Raw genomic sequence first — 16,076 nt, 5'->3', positions numbered from 1 at the left:
CTCAATCATCCTCCTTGTCTTTCCGGTATTCGCCCAGCACGCTGATCACCTTGGTGGGGTTGAGCCTGCCGAAGTAGTCCTTGTTGACCATCATGGTCGGCGCCAGAAAACAGGCTCCCAGGCATGCCACGGTTTCCAGTGTGAACTGGTAGTCGGAGCTGGTCTCGCCTTCCTCGAGTTCCAGTTCCTTTTTGACCAGCCGTAGAATGCTCCGGCTTCCCTTGACATGGCATGCCGTTCCCCGGCAGACCCGCAGCACGCAGCGACCTTTGGGTTTTAAGGAAAAACCGGAATAAAACGTGATCACCCCCTGAACCTGTGAGGCAAACATGTTTAAGGCCTCGGCAACAGGCTCGATGGATTCTGGGGGGATAAATCCGAATTCCTCCTGGATTTCCTGGAGCAGGGGGATTAAGGCCCATTTGCGGTCCCGGGAATCCTCGATGATTTCATGGAGTCGGCTTCGGTCAAATTGCGTGGGATCCATTGGTTTTTGCTCCTTGGCGTCTAAATTTTCTCAATGCTGACCCTGCAGGTTCGCCATGCCGGTACCGGCGTCCGGATTGCCTCTATGCCGGCAAGGGCGGCGGCTTCGTTTCCGGAAAATCCCGTGGGAACAAACATTTGTCCGGGCAACATTGCCGGATCGGCCACAAAGCTGCGTTCAATGGCGCCGTGATCCGATACAATCCGGATTTTTCCGCCTTCTGGTATGGCCAGGGATTCGATGTCACTGGCAGACAGCCGGGCCGGATTGTCACGGTTCCAGGCGTTGATCCGGGCGGACCTGCTGGTGCGGGTGCCGCCGGCCAGGTGCCAGCGCAGGGGGCCGAGTACGGCTGTAAAGCCTTTTTGTTGGCTTGTCTGCGGCGGTAGCGATTCAAGGGCCGCAAATGTGAACCGGTGGCCGTTTCCGGAAAAAGGCGTGTCTGCATCCGCATTTTTGATCCATTCCTGGCGGTGGTTGCCGATGGCCGCATACATGGGAACGGTTTTTCTGATTTCCTGGCGGATTTTTTCAATGGTGGTGTATTGTTCGGGATATCCCATGTTCCGGGCCAGCAGGCCGAGAATGCGCCAGTCGGCAAGGGCTTGTCCCGGCGGGGCTGCCGCCTGGGAAAAGGACTGGATTCGGCCTTCCATGTTGGTAAAGGATCCGGCTTTCTCGGCAAAGGCGGAACCTGGCAGCACCACGTGGGCAAGCCGGGTTGTGCGGTTTTCAAAAATGTCCTGGATTGCTATAAAATCAAGTTTTTCCAAGGCGTTTTCCACCCGCTCCGGGTCGGGCAGGGTGCGCACCAGGTTTTCGGCCATGATGTAGAGACCCTTTAAGTGCCCGGATTCCGCGGCCTCGACAATGCCGCAAAGATCCAGTCCGGGATCCGGGGAAAGCTTGGTGTTCCAGAGCCGCTCAAGGTGTTTTCTGGCATCCGGATCGGAAAGGGGATGTCTGCCGGGCAGCAAGTCCGGTGCCATTCCCATGTCCATGGCACCGACGGTATTGCTTTCCGGGGCCGGGATAAAGATTCCGGCATTGGCGACGCCGATGCTGCCCGCTGAAAGAACCAGGTCAAAGGCGGCATCAGCGATTTGAGTGCCGTGGGCCTGCTCCATTACATCCGCGCCGATCACAAGGCTGATTTTGCGGCCCGAAAGCATTTCAGCAGCCCGTTTTATCTCCCTTTCCTCTGCGGGTGAAAGGGGCTGGTCGGACAGAAGTGAATCAATGGCGGCTTTGCACTCCTCCCAGCCGCTGGTGTATTGTTGGATAAAATCAGTGCTGGTTCCGTCGGGATCAGCGATTTTTTCGGCAAGGGCGCATATGAGCGCCGGGATGCGGGCGTTTGGTTCCATACCGGATTCCGGGCGGATCCGTGCTTTGGCAAATCCGGCAAGTCGGGTTTTGCGGACATCGATTGTCACCAGGGGCGTGCCGGCCCGGGCGGCCCGCTTGACGTGATAGCCGGCAACCGGCACGGTGTTGTCCGGGTCAAAGCATACAGTTACAATGGCCTCTGCCTTTTCCAGTCCGGACAAGGGCATGGTGCGGGCTGCGCCCATGGTTTTTTCCTCCATGCGGCGCAGCAGGGCCTGGCCGTTGATCGTGCCGGTGCTGGTGAGGTTGTTGGTGCCGAACATGACCCGGGCGATTTTCTGGAAAAGATAATTCTCCTCTGTACTGCACTTGGGCGAGCCGATAAATGCAATGCTGCCGGGTCCGTGGGTGCGTTTGATTTCCGCCAGGGATTCTGCTGCCCGGGAAACCGCCTTGTTCCATTCCGCAGGTTCAAATTTTTTATCACCGTTTTCATCCCGGGTACGGATCAATGGCTGGTGCAGGCGGCCGGCATTGTTTAAAAAATCATGTGCAAAATGGCCGCGCACACAAAGGGTGGAACCGTTGACGCTGCCCTTGAGTTTTAACGGATTGACATCAACCACCCGACCGCCGGAAGTGCCCATGGCCAGACTGCAGCCGGCCCCGCAGAAACCGCAGATGGAGTCCTTTTGCTTTTCCGGGGTGCCGACATAGCCCGTATGCTTTGCAGAAAGGGCCCCTGTGGGGCACATGGACACGCAAGTGCCGCAAAAAGTACAGGTGGAGTCTTCCAGTGGCCTTTCCATGAGGGTGGCCGGCCTGGAGGAAAAGCCCCGGTCATTGTAGTCAATGGCTCCTGTGGCCACCAGTTCGTGGTCGGCGCGGATGCATTTGCCGCATAAAATGCACTTGCTCAGATCCCGCACGATAAAGGGGTTTAATTCCTCATAGGGCTTGTAGTTGGGCATGGGATAGAGACGGGTTTCGGCAATGCCAAGGCGTGCGGCCAGTGCCCGCAGCTCGCACCGGTTGCCCTTGGAGCAGACAATGCACGATTCCGGATGCTCGGCCATCATCAGGCGCACGATGTTTTTCCGGTGATTAATGATTCGCCCGGTGTCAGTGAGTACGGCCATGTCCTTTGCCGCCGGGGTGACACAGGCGGCCATGAGACGGCCGGATTTTTCGTCTTCCACCAGGCACATGCGGCAGGCGCCGTAGGGCTTTAATTCCGGGTGATGGCACAGGGTGGGGATAAAGATGTTGTTTTTTTCCGCAACAGAAAGAAGGGTGTCGCCTGTGCGGCAGGTCACCTTTTTTCCGTTGATGGTCAGGGCAATTGATTCCACGGGGCGGCTCCTTTTGCTTCTGATGTTTTGAAAGGGCCGTTGAAAAAGCATTGCCGTATTTACGCGCAGGCTGGCAACGCCTTACCTGAGCTTGGCGGCATCCAGGTAATGCCGGAGTTTGTCTTCGCCTCCGATGGTGATGATATGGATGCCGTCGCACAGATCCTTGAGACCCTTGACGGTATCGGCAAACAGCTCGATGCTGGCTTTGTCCTTGTCCGTGGCCTTGGCCAGTTTCTGGATGGCCCAATCCGGCACCAGGCCGGATTTGAGATGCCGGTTTAAAAATCGGGCCATTCCCGCAGTCCGCAAAATCAGCACCTCTGCAATCACAGGCACGCCGAATGTGTTGGTGCGCGACATAAATTTGTCAAACCGCTCCACATCAAAGACCGGGGTGGTCAGAAAATAGCCCGCCCCCATTTTTGTCATCTCCTCCATTTCCTTTAACTCCAGGTCGGGCACATTTTTGCCCCAGGAGGCCTCCACCCCGGAGCCAAGGCAGAAGTTGGGCTGCACTTCGATCTCCTGGCCCTCAATACCGCGGCCGTCTCTGAAATGTTGGAGCACGGACTGGAGTTTTCCGGCATCCACGTGGAAAAACATCATTTCCTGGAGGCTGTCGCCGGTGATCCGGTAATCCTCGGTAAACACCAGCAGATTTTCAATGCCGGCGTGATGGGCCGATATCAGGTCCTTTTGGAGCTGGATCCGGTTTTTGTCCCGGGTAGTGGTCTGGTAGATGGATTCAAAGCGGTTTTCCTTAAGGGTCTGGCAGGTTTTGATGGTGTCGCCCACGATGCCCTGGAATTCCACTTCAGAAAGCGACACCCCGTCAACCCGCCCCCGGATGAGGTTTAAACTTTTGACCAGATCCTCGGATTCCTGTTCAATGGGGGCCTGAACTTCGGTGGTGACCGCAAATTGCTTTTTTTCAAGGGCTTGTTTTAATTTCATGAATGCCTCCTTGAAATTGGGGGTTCCGGCGGCAGGGCGCCGGATTTATGCAGGGCCCAGCAGCCGCGCCACTTCCTCCTTGAGCTGGGAGAGGGGAAGGGGCTTGGAAAAGCAGGCATCCGCACCGTATTCCTTCATTTGCTGGAATTTTTCCTCATCCAGGTAAGCCGACAGCACAACGATCTTGGTGTCGCTGGTTTCCCTGTTGCTTTTGATTTTCTGGCAGACGTCATATCCTTTGATATCCGGCATCATGATGTCGAGAATCAGCAGGTGGGGCTTGAAGTGATTGACCTGAAGGCCGGCTTCAAAGCCGTCTGCCGCGGATATGACCTCGTAGTCGTGCTCGTCTTCTTCAAGGGACTGGACAATGCTTTCAACAATGATGGGATCATCATCGACCACCAGTATCCGCCTGCGGTCGTCTTCCTCAACGGTTTCCGGGATGGGAATGCCCTGCTTGCGCATGAACTCTTCGAGATCCCTGCGGTTGATGCGGCGATGGCCGCCGGGGGTTCTGTAGGCTTTTATGTGGCCGGCATCAATCCAGTTGATAATGGTTTTGGGAGAGACGTTGCAGTGTTTGCTGGCTTTAAATACGGTGAAAACTTCGTCCATGGCGGGCCTCCTCCCTTGCGGAAAAAAGGTTGACTTTTTAAGTTTTATGTTAATTATAGCTTTTAAGCGTGTCAAGAAAAAAATGAAATTTTTTGTAAAAAAATTTTAAACTACTTAATTTATAAATTTAAATTTTTAATCAAGAATCAAACTGTAAAGTTGGTCTTTAGTTTTTATACTTATTATAGTTATTATAATTTATAAATTTTAACTGATTTTATGGATTTTTCAAGCGCCTTGCTTTTGTGCTGGATTGCCGTTTGGATTGCTGTGGATATTTGCAACTGTTGCGGGAAATGGTAATAATGACCGTAAACGGCTCTATAATAATGATCCTGGAGCAAAAACCGGCAAAGGAGGTGCGGCGTGAAATCATATGATGTGGTGGTTGTGGGTTCGGGCACCGGCGGGCAGACCGCAGCCCATAACCTGAGCCAATACGGAGTCTCTGTTGCTGTGGTGGAAAACAGTTCCACGCCCGGAGGAGTTTGCGCCCTGGCCGGCTGCCAGGCCAAGAAATGGTATTATGAAGCTGCAGAAACAATGGCCCGGGCCCGTGATCTGTCTGGAAAAGGCGTGACTGCACCTCCGGAGATGGACTGGAAAACGGTTCGGGATCAAAAACGGGCCTTTACCGGCGCTGTCCCGGATTCCACCCGAAAAGGCCTTGACGCTGCCGGCATTGATTTTATCCCAGGAACTGCGGCATTCCGCGATCCTGAGACCCTGACGGTGGACGGACAGCCGCTGAAATCAAAATTTATTGTTCTGGCAACCGGCGCCCGTCCGGCCCCTTTGCCGTTTGAAGGCGCCCAGTACCTGGTCAGCAGCAGCCAGTTCCTTGAACTCGACGGGCTTCCGCCCAGAATCGCCTTTGTGGGCGGCGGGTTTATCTCCTTTGAGTTTGCCCATTTTGCTGCGCGACTGGGTCCGGCCCAGCAGATTCATATCCTTGAAGCCGGTCCCCGCCCCCTTGGCCCTTTTGACGGGGAAATGGCGGCCCATCTCATGGATGCTTCCCGGGCAGAGGGCATTGATATCCATATAGATACGGAAATTACCGGCATTGAGAAAAACAACCAGGGCTATGTGGTTAAAACCCCGGGCAAAGAGGACCTTTACGCGGACATGGTGGTGCACGGCGCCGGGCGCGCGCCTGCCATCACGAACCTGGAGCTGGAAAAGGGCTCTGTGGATTTTAGCCGCCACGGCATTGTCGTGGATGAGAAAATGCGAACCGCCAATGCCCGGGTCTTTGCCGCGGGTGACTGCGCGGATACGGTTCAGCTGGCCCGGGTGGCGGACTACGAGGCCTGTGTGGCCGCAAAGAATATCCTGGCCGAACTCCGCGGCGGACAGGAGGCGGTTATGGATTATCGGGCCGTGCCTTCGGTTTTGTTTACCCTACCCCAGTACGCCATGGTGGGGGCCACAGAAGAGGCCCTGCAGTCAGAAGGCATCCGGTATTCCAGGGCAATGGCCACCAACCTGTCCTGGCCCACCTACCGGCGCACCGGGATGAAGCATGCTGCTTACAAGGTGCTGGTGGATCACAACAACCGGATTGCCGGGGCGCATATTATTTCCGATAATGCCGCCGGCCTCATCAATATTTTCAAACAGGCCATGATTCATCACCAGGATGCCGGCCAGCTCTACTGGGAGCATGTCATGACCCCTTATCCAACACGGGAAAGTGATATCACTTACATGCTAAAACCGTTTGTCAAGCACGATCCCCTGGCCGGGCTATAACGGGCCGGCCGGCAGCCGGTGTTTATTTTTTGCACGCCTTGGGCCACCATCCGTTTGCGGCTTCCATGTCTGGCCCGGTAAAGCCTATATTCGGTAGGCGGTTTCCTGATTATTTGCAGGAAAAACCGCATCTGTCAGAATTGCAATTTGCAGGGAAAATATTGGCTGTTTTGATATGGTGATGAGAAACCCCGGAAAAACAAGTACCGGTCCTAAGGGGACAGGTTTCTGAACTGGGCGATCTGGCGGGATACGGCGATGAGTTCATTGTTTTCATCCCAGATCTCGCCGTCTTCCTCAAGCAGGCCGCAATTGATAAACCGGGTGGAAAACCGGCATTTGAGCCATTGGGTCTCGGCCGTATTGCGGATGCTGACACTCAATTCAAGGGTGGGCACCCATGCCACCATGCCCTGGCTGGCCAGCACAGCCGGAGGAAAGGCGTCTGCTGCCAGAGCGACTGCAAAAATGTCAAACGGGCGTGTGTCCTTAAATCGCAGCCAGCCCTTTTGCTCTGAGCGTTCTGAAAGCCGGTTTTCCATCCATCCGGCACAGCAGGGATCCAGGCGGACTTCCATGTGCTCGTAAACAGTGTATCCGGGCATTGCGGGAATCTGTATGCAGCGCTCCGGCGGGGCGGGTTCCGGTGGACCGGTCTCGTATCGCCGGATTTCGCATTCGTCCGGGGTCACGGCAAAAGTGCCAAAGGCCCGGGCGGTTTCGGTTCCCGATTGGATGATCCGGGCCTGGATGCGGGTAAACTGCCTGGAGCGGTTCATTGTTTCAACGGCAATTTCTGCCGGGCCCGGAACCGTTTTTGACATATAGTTGACCGTAAGGATCGGGGTTGCCGCTTTGTCACTGGAGCCGGTCATGGCACTGGTCAAGATGGCCAGCAGATATCCCCCGTTGGGGTTGCCGTTGATTGACCAGTTATCTGAAACCCTAGCCTGAAAACCATCCTGCGGGTTTGCGGCAACTGAAATGTCTGTATCAAAAAGATGCATTTTGTTATTTGATGGTCATATTCTGGGGGTTTTTTTCGGTTACCTGTTTCGGCTGTGTTTAGCATAAAGCGCAAAATCTGGCAACCCGGAATAAGCCCGGCATGCGGCGGGTTGACCGGATTGATCTTTTCACCCAAAAGGTGGGTTGAAAAATTGATCCTGTCGGAAACGCTGAAAATCCAACCACAGGGGGATAACGGTTTTATGGAGAATCACCAAAAGGACAACATTTTTTCACTGCTTCCCCGAAAAAATGACCAGGAAGCCGTTGAGCCGATTGTTGCCCATGATCATGTGGTTATTGAACGGATTGTTTCCAGGGGGCATTGTTCCCCGGAAACGGGATGGTATGATCAAAAAACCAATGAATGGGTCATTGTCCTGGCGGGCAGGGCAACCATTTTTTTTGAAAGCGGGCAGGAAGTCCGGCTTGAAAAGGGCGATTATGTCAATATTTCAGCCCGCACCCGGCATAAGGTGACCTGGACGGATCCGGGTGTTGAAACCATCTGGATAGCTGTCCACTACGGGTAAGCGCGAGCCTACCGATAATAGTAGGGATGAGGCCAGTAACGCAACCGCGGGCCGTACCAGGGGTAAAACGGGTCATAGAACGGGTCGTAAAACGGGTCATGGTAATAGAGATCCCGCCGCTGCCGGGATTTTTGCCAAAGATAAATCTCAACCGCGCGGATCACGGGCAGGGTGTAGTCATGCTCGCTGATCCGGGTTTTTTCTGACCCTGCAACCCGGCCGGCCACGGTGATCTTCCGGTCCTTTTCATAAATTTCAGGATCCAGAAAGCCCTCATGAATGAGTATAAAACGGCCGCGGGACAAGTCTTTGGATTTGGGCTCATCAACGAAATCCAGAGGCGCCTGAAGTATGATGAGCCGGGTTTGATCGGCCAGGTTGCGGGTTTCCAGGATATAGCCGCCCAGAATCACGGTTTTGTCCATATGTGCGCCCGGATTTTGTTTCAGAGACGCAAAGTTTACGCCGGTTGCGGCACTGGTGCGAACATCTCTGGAGATCACCGAGCACCCGGAAAAAAACACCGCCAGAAGGATGCAGCACAAAAGCCATGTGGTTTTGCGTAAATGCAGAGAATTTGTTTTCATTTTGACCCGGGCGATAAAAAGTTTGTCAAAAAAGGTTGTCCCGGCTGTGTCCGGGAAACCGCTTCAAACGGATTTTCTTTTCAAATAAAAATTCCGTGTTATATTAACAATAGTTATGCTCACCGATATTTTCAAGGAACCGGCCGAAAAAGGGGAAGGGTGAATCCGTGCGATTGAAATATTTTTTTATTTCACTGTGTGTGTTGATCATGATGGGTGCCTGGGGGTGCGGGCCCAGGGTTCCCAGGGATATTGTGCAAAAGGTTACATGGGAGGGTGATTTCAGAACGCTTCAGGTTGACACGGATCAATATATTGATGAATATGTGATATTCGGCGGCAGAATTATCAGTACGGATAACCAGCGGGACAATTCTGAAATAACTGTTTTGCAGTTTCCCCTGGATTCCTCAAAGCGCCCGCAGATGGCAAAGGAATCAAACGGCCGGTTTCTGATTCGATCGGATTCCTTTCTTGATCCGGAAATATATGCGCCGGGAAAACGGGTCACGGCTGCAGGTCGTCTCATTGGTGCTGAAACGCGTTTGATCGGTGATTATGAATACGCGCATCCAATTATCAAGGGGGATTTGTGGGTATGGGAGCCCCGGGAAAACAGTTTTCCGCGTTTCCACTTCGGCTTGGGAATCGGCAAAACATTTTAGCCGGCGCCAGTCAGGTTTTTTCCGGGCTGCGGGGTTACCGGTAAATATCCAGATATTGGATATTTTTCACCTTGAGACGGTCTTTGATGGCCCGGGCGAGTTCCGACATAAACCAATAGCCCATTTCAAAATCCTGTTCAAAGAGACTTTGTAACTCATTGCTTTTCCATGACAAAGCTTTGACTTCGCTTAAGGCCTTGGCACAGGTCATGTGCGTTCTTTCCGGGGTAAAAATGGCCGCTGAAACCCCGAAGGAGTTGGCAGGGCCGAGTTCAACCACCCAGGTATGCTGATGGGACTGTTTGCCCTTTGCGCTTTTGGCAACAGCCAGGCCCACCCGGCCCGACAATATGGCATAGAGTTTATCTGCAGGATCTTCAGAGTGGTAAAAAAATTCTCCCTTACGCACGCTTTCCAAAGATGTCACATCCTGCAGTCGTTTGAGTTTTTCATCATCCAGAGGCTTAAGCAGGTTGATCCGTTTCAGGTCTTCCATCTCAATCATATTGACCTCCTTGTTTTGATGTCCTCCGACCTGCGCCGGATTTACGGCCGGGAAAAAGGTGAGTCGTCGCTGCAAGCTTTTTGTCGGTTTGGAAAAATTAAAAGGCGCTCCCCATAATTTTATATATTACTGTCATTAACAGGTGTGTCAAGTTTGACGGCTTCGGAAAAGTCCAATATCTGCGTTACGCGCGATTTTTCAGAATTTCACGTACGGTTAAGTCCGCTGCATTCTTCAAAACCGCGCAAGCCTTGATCTTGAACTTTTTACAAAGCCGTCTAAAAACCGACTTTTTACGAGTACATCAAATTTAAGCCGCAGGGTTTCACAGCAGCTGCCAGCCTCTGGTTTTCCGCGGATCTGCTGCAGGAATTGAGAAATTGGATGCCACAGGTTATAAAAAGACGATGTGAGATCGTCTGAACAACATGAACATACAAACGTGCTGCCCATGCCGGAAAACCAACCCTGGAAAATTTTGTTCATTGACGATGAACCCAGCATTCGCAGGGTCACGGGCATCGCCCTGGAGGATGCGGGCTACCGGGTTCAAACCGCTGAGAACGGAGAAATGGGGCTGGCTGCATGCCGGCAGTTTAGCCCGCACATTGTCATCACTGATATTCGGATGCCGGGAATGGACGGCATCGCTTTGCTCGAAGCGGTCAAAACTGAATTTCCCGAAACCGAGGTCATCGTGGTCACCGCCTACGGGGAAATGGACGTGGCCATCCGGGCGCTTCAGCTTGATGCCTCGGATTTTATCACCAAGCCGGTCCACGATGATGCCCTTCACGTTGCCATACAGCGGGCCATCCGGCGATATAACGACAAAAAGCAGCTGGCCGACTACACGCATTTTTTGGAGGAAGGCTGGAACCAGACAACCCGGGAACTCATGGAGGCCTTTCATTTTGAAAAAAGTCTGATTGAAAGTTCCATGGACGGAATCGTGGGCTGTGATGCCAAAGAAACCATCATCACCTACAATACTAGCATGGAATCCATGCTCGGCTACACAAAAAGCGAGGTGATCCGCAGTAAAACCCTTTCCGGACTTTTTCGGCCAAAGCATTACCAGCAGATTAAGTCTGACATGGCCGGCAATGGATTCGGCGGGGAAAACGGGCTGTTTGTCTATGAGACCACGCTTCTCACCAAATCCGGCAATCAACTGCCGGTCCAGGTATCGGCTGCCACCATTCTCCTTGAGGCCGGGCCGGCCGGGCTGGTGCTGTTTTTCCGGGATCTGCGGGAAATCCGGCGCCTGGAGCGCGAAATGGAGGACCAGGCCAAAATCCTGCACCAGGACAAGATGATGTCTTTGGGACGTCTGGCGGCCAGCGTGGTGCACGAGATCAACAACCCGCTTTTTGGCATCCTCAACTACGTGCGCCTGATGATCCGGGTTTTGACCAGAAAGCAACTCGATGACCAGAGCCGGCAGCGGTTTTCTTCCTACCTGTCCATCGTGGAAAGTGAAACCGACCGGTGCTGCCGCATCGTATCCAATCTGCTGACCTTTTCCAGAAAGTCCCCGGCCGAGTTCATCCCGGTTTCCGTGCAGGCCCTGATTGACCGCTGCGTTCTGCTCAGTCAGCATAAACTGACCCTTTCCAATATCGAGTTTGATTATCAAACCGCAGAAAACATACCGCAGATACACGGCGATATCAATCAGCTGCAGCAATGCCTGATCAACTTGATTTTCAACGCGATTGATGCCATGCCCGAGGGCGGCCGCCTGGAGATCAAGGCTGGATATGATGCCGCAGACCGCCGGGTGACCATTTCCGTTGCAGACACCGGCACAGGGATTTCCGAGGCTGATTTGCCCCGTATCTACGAACCATTTTACACCACCAAACAGGAAGGCCACGGGGTGGGGCTCGGGCTTTCCACGGTTTACGGCATTATGGCCGCCCACAGCGGCACCGTTGAGGTCCGCTCCCTCCCGGGCAAAGGGACCACGTTCTATCTGCATCTGCCTGCCGGATGATGCAGGCACGGATAATTGTTGTTGTATTTTTGCGACATTTTGTTTCAATGATGCAATAACAAGCTGCAACGCTTTAACCCTTTAATAAAATAAATAATTGCATCGCCTGCAAAAGTAGCTGTTGCATTTTTGGATTCCTCTGGTCTGTTGATCTTTTCGTAAAAATAGCAATAACAATTGGTTACTCTCCCCAAGAACATGGCATGTTTCATGCTTAGTCGTTCATAACGACATGTCGTTTCAAAAGGCATATTTCCTTTCCTGACATCAAAAAGGAGTCTGTCATGACTTCTGATGCACACCGCAAAACCGTTCTCATTGTCGATGATGACCGCGATATCCGCCTGTTTGTCTCCGGTCTGATGAAAAGCTCCGGATACCGGACCCTTAGCGCACAGGACTGTCAGCACGGCCTGGACAAGGCCCGCACCGAACAGCCCGATTGCATCATTTTAAACTGCATCATGGGAGACGAAGACGGCATGTCGTTTTACAAAATCTTAAGAACCCAAATCGATTTAAAACATATACCGGTTGTAATGGTCTCACCGGTGTCCAGGGAAGTCATCGGTCAGCACTGGGTGCTGCGCCACGGATCGGTGGCCGGGCCGGAAGCTTATGTGCAGTCCCCGCCGGAAGCCGGAAGCCTGGTGCACGCGGTGGGTGAACTTATCGGCCAGCAGCACACAAGGCATCCGGAGAAAGAAAAATAACCGGCAGCAAAAAAGGCATCGCCATGACCCAAGCCATTGTTCCCCAAATTTCCGCCGCGCCCCGCATTGGCTTTTACATTTGCCATTGCGGCATCAATATTGCCTACAAGGTCCGGGTCCAGGAGGTGGCGGCCTGGATGGCGAACCAGGCAAATGTCGTCATATCCCGGGATTACAAGTTCATGTGCTCGGATCCGGGACAGGAAATGATCGAAACCGACATCCGGGACTATGGATTAAACCGGGTAGTGGTGGCTTCCTGTTCTCCCCGGCTGCACGAGAAGACCTTTCAGAGCGTGTGCAGCAAGGCAGGCATCAACCCATATCTTTTTCAGATGGCCTCTGTACGCGAACAGGTCTCCTGGGTGACCGCAGATGAGGACGAGGCCACTCAAAAAGCCAAGACACTGGCAGCTGCCGCAGTCAACCGGGTCCGGTTTCACCGCCCCCTGCAGACCCGGGAAGTCGGGGTTCACCCGGACACCCTGGTTGTGGGCGGCGGAATTGCAGGCATGCAGGCAGCTCTCGATATTGCCGCAGGCGGGAAAAAGGTCTATTTGGTGGAAAAGGACACCACCATCGGCGGGCATATGCTTCAGTTTGACAAGACCTTTCCCACGCTTGACTGTGCGGCCTGCATCGGCACGCCCAAAATGGTGGACGTGGGTCAGCATCCCAACATCGAGCTGCTGTCCTACAGCGAGGTTAAATCCGTATCCGGCTATATCGGCAATTACACCGTAGACGTGCGCAAGCACCCCAGGTACGTCAGGGAGGACGCCTGCACCGGCTGCGGGCAATGCGCTGAAAATTGCCCGGTCACCATGGCAAGCGGCTGGGATGCGGGCATCGGCACCCGGAAGGCCATTTACCGCAGTTTCCCCCAGTCTGTGCCCATTACCTTCTGTATCGACAAAAAGGACCGGGCGCCATGCGTTTCTGCCTGCCCGGCCCATGCTAACGTCCAGGGATACGTCCAGCTTATCGGCCAGGGTAAGTATGAACAAGCCCTGCGGTTGATCATGGAAAAAATTCCCCTGCCCGGTGTGCTGGGACGGGTCTGCCCGCATCCGTGCGAAACCCGCTGCCGCCGCCAGGAAATCGATGCATCGGTATCCATCCGGGAGCTTAAACGCTTTGTTGCAGATGCCGTGGATCTCGATTCCTTCCCCCTGCCGGAAATCACACCGAAACAGGAAAAAGTGGCGGTTATCGGATCCGGTCCCGCGGGCCTGACCGCAGCCTGGGACCTGGCCCGGGCCGGATACCAGGTGACAATTTTCGAGGCCATGGAGCAGCTCGGCGGCATGCTCAGATATGGAATCCCTGACTACCGGCTGCCGCCCGGGGTTCTGGACCGGGAAATTGCATACGTGCTTAAAAGCGGAATTACGGCAAAAACCGGTCAGCGCCTCGGCCGGGAAATTACTTTGAAATTCCTGGAAGACGAAGGCTTTTCTGCGGTTTTTATCGGCATCGGTGCAAGCGGGGGCAAAACCCCGGGGATTTTCGGGCCGGGGGCTGAAGGGGTTACAGATGCAGTGTATTTTCTGCGCCGGGTCAATGCCGGGGACACGACCCCGCCCGGCTCACAGGTGGCGGTTATCGGCGGGGGCAACGTGGCCGTGGACGCGGCCCGGACCGCCCTGCGGCTGGGCGCGGACTCCGTTACCATCGTATACCGCCGGGACCGCGGGGAAATGCCGGCTTTTGCCGAAGAAATTACGGAAGCCGAAAAAGAGGGGATCCGGCTGGAAGTTCATGCCGCACCCAAAGGGATTATCATCGAAGGCGGCAAGGTCTCCGGCCTGGAATGCATCCGCACCCGGCCCGGCCCGCCGGATGAAGGCGGCCGCCGGAGACCCGAACCGATTGCCGGTTCCGGATTTTCCATTTCCTGCGATGCGGTCATCAGCGCCATCGGCCAACAGGTGCTCCCGGACTGGGAGGATGCCGGCATTTCTCTGGAATGTGACGCGGGAAGCCGAATCATCATTAACCCGGAAACCATGCAGACCTGTATCCCACAAGTATTTGCAGCCGGAGACGCGGTAACCGGCCCGGCTACCGCCGTCGAAGCCATTGCCGCCGGACACCGGGCAGCAGACAGCATCCGGCAATACATTGAAGACCCGGAATCCCTCTTCCCTGAGAAAACCGTCCCGGAAGCCGCAAAACCGGAACCCGGTGACTGGACGCCCCTGCCTGAAAAAATTGAACCCTGCGCCCGGGCCGAAACCTCTGAATTGCCGCTGCAGACCCGCGATAGCGGGTTTGACGAGGTCTGCACCGGCCTGAGCGCCGAGCAGGCAGTATATGAAGCCCGTCGATGCCTGAACTGCGGGGGTTGCTGCGAATGCATGGAATGCGTAAAAGCCTGCGAGGCCAATGCCATTGATCATACCATGATGCCCGAAGAAAAGGAAATCCGGGCGGGAAGTATCATCCTGACCACCGGATATGATCTGCTGGATCCCTCTTCCATGCACCAGTACGGCTATGGCCGTTATCCCAACGTCTTTACCAGCCTGGAATTCGAGCGCCTCAGCAACGCCACCGGCCCCACGGGCGGCCGGATCATGATGCGTGACGAGAACTGGCAATTTTCAAAACCGCCCGAAAGCGTTGCCCTGCTTCACTGCATCGGCAGCCGGGACGCCAATTACCACGAATACTGCAGCCGGGTCTGCTGCATGTATGCGCTCAAATATTCCCACCTGATTAAGGAAAAGATCGGGCATCACGCGCAGGTATATGAGTTTTATATCGACATGCGCTGCTTTGGTAAAAACTACGAGGAGTTTTACAAGCGATGCCAGCAGGAGGGCACGGTTTTTATCCGGGGGAAAGTGGCGGAAATCACGGATGAACCCCGAAGCCCGGAGGAGCAGGGCAAGCTCGTGGCAATCGGCGAGGACACGCTGCTGGGCCGGCCGGTCCGGGTACCGGTAGATATGGCTGTTCTGTGCGTGGCCATGGAGGCGCGGGCCGAGGCCGCTGAAGTGGGACGCATCTTCGGCATTTCCCAGGGGGCGGACGGGTTTTTCCTGGAATCGCATCCCAAGCTGGGGCCGATGGAGACGCCCACAGACGGGGTATTTGTGGCCGGGGCCTGCCAGTCGCCAAAAGATATTCCGGACACCGTGGCTCAGGCTTCGGGTGCGGCAGCCAAATCCCTTGCACTGACATCCCGCGGCCGGGTGACCATCTCATCGATGATCTCCCATATTGACCCGGACATCTGCATCGGCTGCCAGACATGCATTGATTTGTGCCCCTACGGGGCCATTGAATTTGACGCGCGCCGGGGCGTGTCCGTTGTTAACGAAGCGCTATGCAAGGGATGCGGGAGCTGCTCGGGCTTTTGTCCCAGCGGGGCCGCGCGTGTTCGTCATTTCCAGAAAAAACAGATCCTGGCTGAATTTGACGGACTGATGGACGCCATTTCTGAAGTCGGCGTATAAAAAATTTTTGAATGCCAGAATCCGAAATTCGAATTCAATGAGGAAAATATCCATAACCGGCACGCAAGCATGATGCATAAGACACAAAACACGCAAAGCGAGCA

At 54.5% G+C, this 16,076-nt stretch carries 13 protein-coding genes; 6 read left to right on the top strand and 7 right to left on the bottom strand.

The genetic code is table 11. The annotated features are described in order from the left end of the window. Position 1: 1 nt before the first annotated feature. The 4 genes from nuoE to HNR65_RS09425 all read right to left on the bottom strand — a co-directional run bounded on the left by nuoE (position 2) and on the right by HNR65_RS09425 (position 4,743). Positions 2–487: an NADH-quinone oxidoreductase subunit NuoE gene (gene nuoE, locus HNR65_RS09440; protein ID WP_181551238.1), complete on the bottom strand. Its 486-nt coding sequence runs from the start codon at positions 485–487 to the stop codon at positions 2–4. A 20-nt stretch (positions 488–507) separates the two neighbouring features. Further along, a complete protein-coding gene (locus HNR65_RS09435; protein ID WP_181551237.1) occupies positions 508–3,168 on the bottom strand; it encodes a molybdopterin-dependent oxidoreductase in 2,661 nt (886 codons plus the stop codon). 81 nt (positions 3,169–3,249) lie between these two features. After that, the gene (locus HNR65_RS09430; RefSeq protein WP_181551236.1) at positions 3,250–4,125 is read right to left on the bottom strand and encodes a methylenetetrahydrofolate reductase; all 876 of its coding nucleotides are present in this window, start codon (positions 4,123–4,125) and stop codon (positions 3,250–3,252) included. Positions 4,126–4,170: 45 nt separating this feature from the next. Continuing rightward, on the bottom strand, positions 4,171–4,743 hold the full coding sequence (locus HNR65_RS09425; protein WP_181551235.1) for a response regulator: 573 nt from the start codon (positions 4,741–4,743) through the stop codon (positions 4,171–4,173). Between the two features lie 366 nt (positions 4,744–5,109). Between HNR65_RS09425 and HNR65_RS18210 the strand changes: the two genes are divergently transcribed. Continuing rightward, a complete protein-coding gene (locus HNR65_RS18210) occupies positions 5,110–6,498 on the top strand; it encodes a dihydrolipoyl dehydrogenase family protein (protein ID WP_181551234.1) in 1,389 nt (462 codons plus the stop codon). A gap of 212 nt (positions 6,499–6,710) precedes the next feature. On the opposite strand, the gene HNR65_RS09415 is transcribed toward HNR65_RS18210, so the two are convergent. Next, a complete protein-coding gene (locus tag HNR65_RS09415) occupies positions 6,711–7,505 on the bottom strand; it encodes a thioesterase family protein (protein ID WP_181551233.1) in 795 nt (264 codons plus the stop codon). A 204-nt stretch (positions 7,506–7,709) separates the two neighbouring features. Here HNR65_RS09415 and HNR65_RS09410 point away from each other — a divergent pair, with 204 nt between their 5' ends. After that, positions 7,710–8,039 carry a cupin domain-containing protein gene (locus HNR65_RS09410; protein WP_181551232.1) on the top strand — a complete coding sequence of 110 codons (330 nt, stop codon included), beginning with the start codon at positions 7,710–7,712 and terminating at the stop codon, positions 8,037–8,039. An 8-nt stretch (positions 8,040–8,047) separates the two neighbouring features. Here the strand turns inward: HNR65_RS09410 and HNR65_RS09405 are convergent, their stop codons facing one another. After that, positions 8,048–8,626: a Slp family lipoprotein gene (locus tag HNR65_RS09405; protein WP_181551231.1), complete on the bottom strand. Its 579-nt coding sequence runs from the start codon at positions 8,624–8,626 to the stop codon at positions 8,048–8,050. A gap of 167 nt (positions 8,627–8,793) precedes the next feature. Between HNR65_RS09405 and HNR65_RS09400 the strand changes: the two genes are divergently transcribed. Next, positions 8,794–9,291, top strand: a complete 498-nt coding sequence (locus HNR65_RS09400) for a Slp family lipoprotein (protein WP_181551230.1) — start codon at positions 8,794–8,796, stop codon at positions 9,289–9,291. A gap of 34 nt (positions 9,292–9,325) precedes the next feature. Here the strand turns inward: HNR65_RS09400 and HNR65_RS09395 are convergent, their stop codons facing one another. Further along, the gene (locus HNR65_RS09395) at positions 9,326–9,796 is read right to left on the bottom strand and encodes a cyclic nucleotide-binding domain-containing protein (RefSeq protein WP_181551229.1); all 471 of its coding nucleotides are present in this window, start codon (positions 9,794–9,796) and stop codon (positions 9,326–9,328) included. Positions 9,797–10,247: 451 nt separating this feature from the next. On the opposite strand from HNR65_RS09395, the gene HNR65_RS09390 reads away from it, so the two are divergent. The 3 genes from HNR65_RS09390 to HNR65_RS09380 all read left to right on the top strand — a co-directional run bounded on the left by HNR65_RS09390 (position 10,248) and on the right by HNR65_RS09380 (position 15,972). After that, a complete protein-coding gene (locus HNR65_RS09390) occupies positions 10,248–11,795 on the top strand; it encodes an ATP-binding response regulator (protein ID WP_181551228.1) in 1,548 nt (515 codons plus the stop codon). A gap of 284 nt (positions 11,796–12,079) precedes the next feature. Further along, on the top strand, positions 12,080–12,508 hold the full coding sequence (locus HNR65_RS09385) for a response regulator (protein ID WP_181551227.1): 429 nt from the start codon (positions 12,080–12,082) through the stop codon (positions 12,506–12,508). A 23-nt stretch (positions 12,509–12,531) separates the two neighbouring features. Then, positions 12,532–15,972 (top strand): FAD-dependent oxidoreductase, encoded by a 3,441-nt coding sequence (locus tag HNR65_RS09380; protein WP_181551226.1) that lies wholly within the window; start codon positions 12,532–12,534, stop codon positions 15,970–15,972. Positions 15,973–16,076: the final 104 nt, after the last annotated feature.

It is taken from the genome of Desulfosalsimonas propionicica, assembly GCF_013761005.1.
GTDB classification, from domain to species: Bacteria; Desulfobacterota; Desulfobacteria; order Desulfobacterales; family Desulfosalsimonadaceae; genus Desulfosalsimonas; species Desulfosalsimonas propionicica.
Note: the sequence above shows the minus strand (reverse complement) of the source record. Positions and strands in the feature narration are given on the sequence as shown.

Bases quoted from the DNA above. Each gene is read 5' to 3' on its own strand.
- nuoE (WP_181551238.1), bottom strand. From the start codon at position 487: ATGGATCCCACGCAATTTGACCGAAGCCGACTCCATGAAATCATCGAG.
- HNR65_RS09385 (WP_181551227.1), top strand. From the start codon at position 12,080: ATGACTTCTGATGCACACCGCAAAACCGTTCTCATTGTCGATGATGAC.
- HNR65_RS09410 (WP_181551232.1), top strand. From the start codon at position 7,710: ATGGAGAATCACCAAAAGGACAACATTTTTTCACTGCTTCCCCGAAAA.
- HNR65_RS09405 (WP_181551231.1), bottom strand. From the start codon at position 8,626: ATGAAAACAAATTCTCTGCATTTACGCAAAACCACATGGCTTTTGTGC.
- HNR65_RS09415 (WP_181551233.1), bottom strand. From the start codon at position 7,505: ATGCATCTTTTTGATACAGACATTTCAGTTGCCGCAAACCCGCAGGAT.
- HNR65_RS09390 (WP_181551228.1), top strand. From the start codon at position 10,248: ATGCCGGAAAACCAACCCTGGAAAATTTTGTTCATTGACGATGAACCC.
- HNR65_RS09380 (WP_181551226.1), top strand. From the start codon at position 12,532: ATGACCCAAGCCATTGTTCCCCAAATTTCCGCCGCGCCCCGCATTGGC.
- HNR65_RS09395 (WP_181551229.1), bottom strand. From the start codon at position 9,796: ATGATTGAGATGGAAGACCTGAAACGGATCAACCTGCTTAAGCCTCTG.
- HNR65_RS09430 (WP_181551236.1), bottom strand. From the start codon at position 4,125: ATGAAATTAAAACAAGCCCTTGAAAAAAAGCAATTTGCGGTCACCACC.
- HNR65_RS09425 (WP_181551235.1), bottom strand. From the start codon at position 4,743: ATGGACGAAGTTTTCACCGTATTTAAAGCCAGCAAACACTGCAACGTC.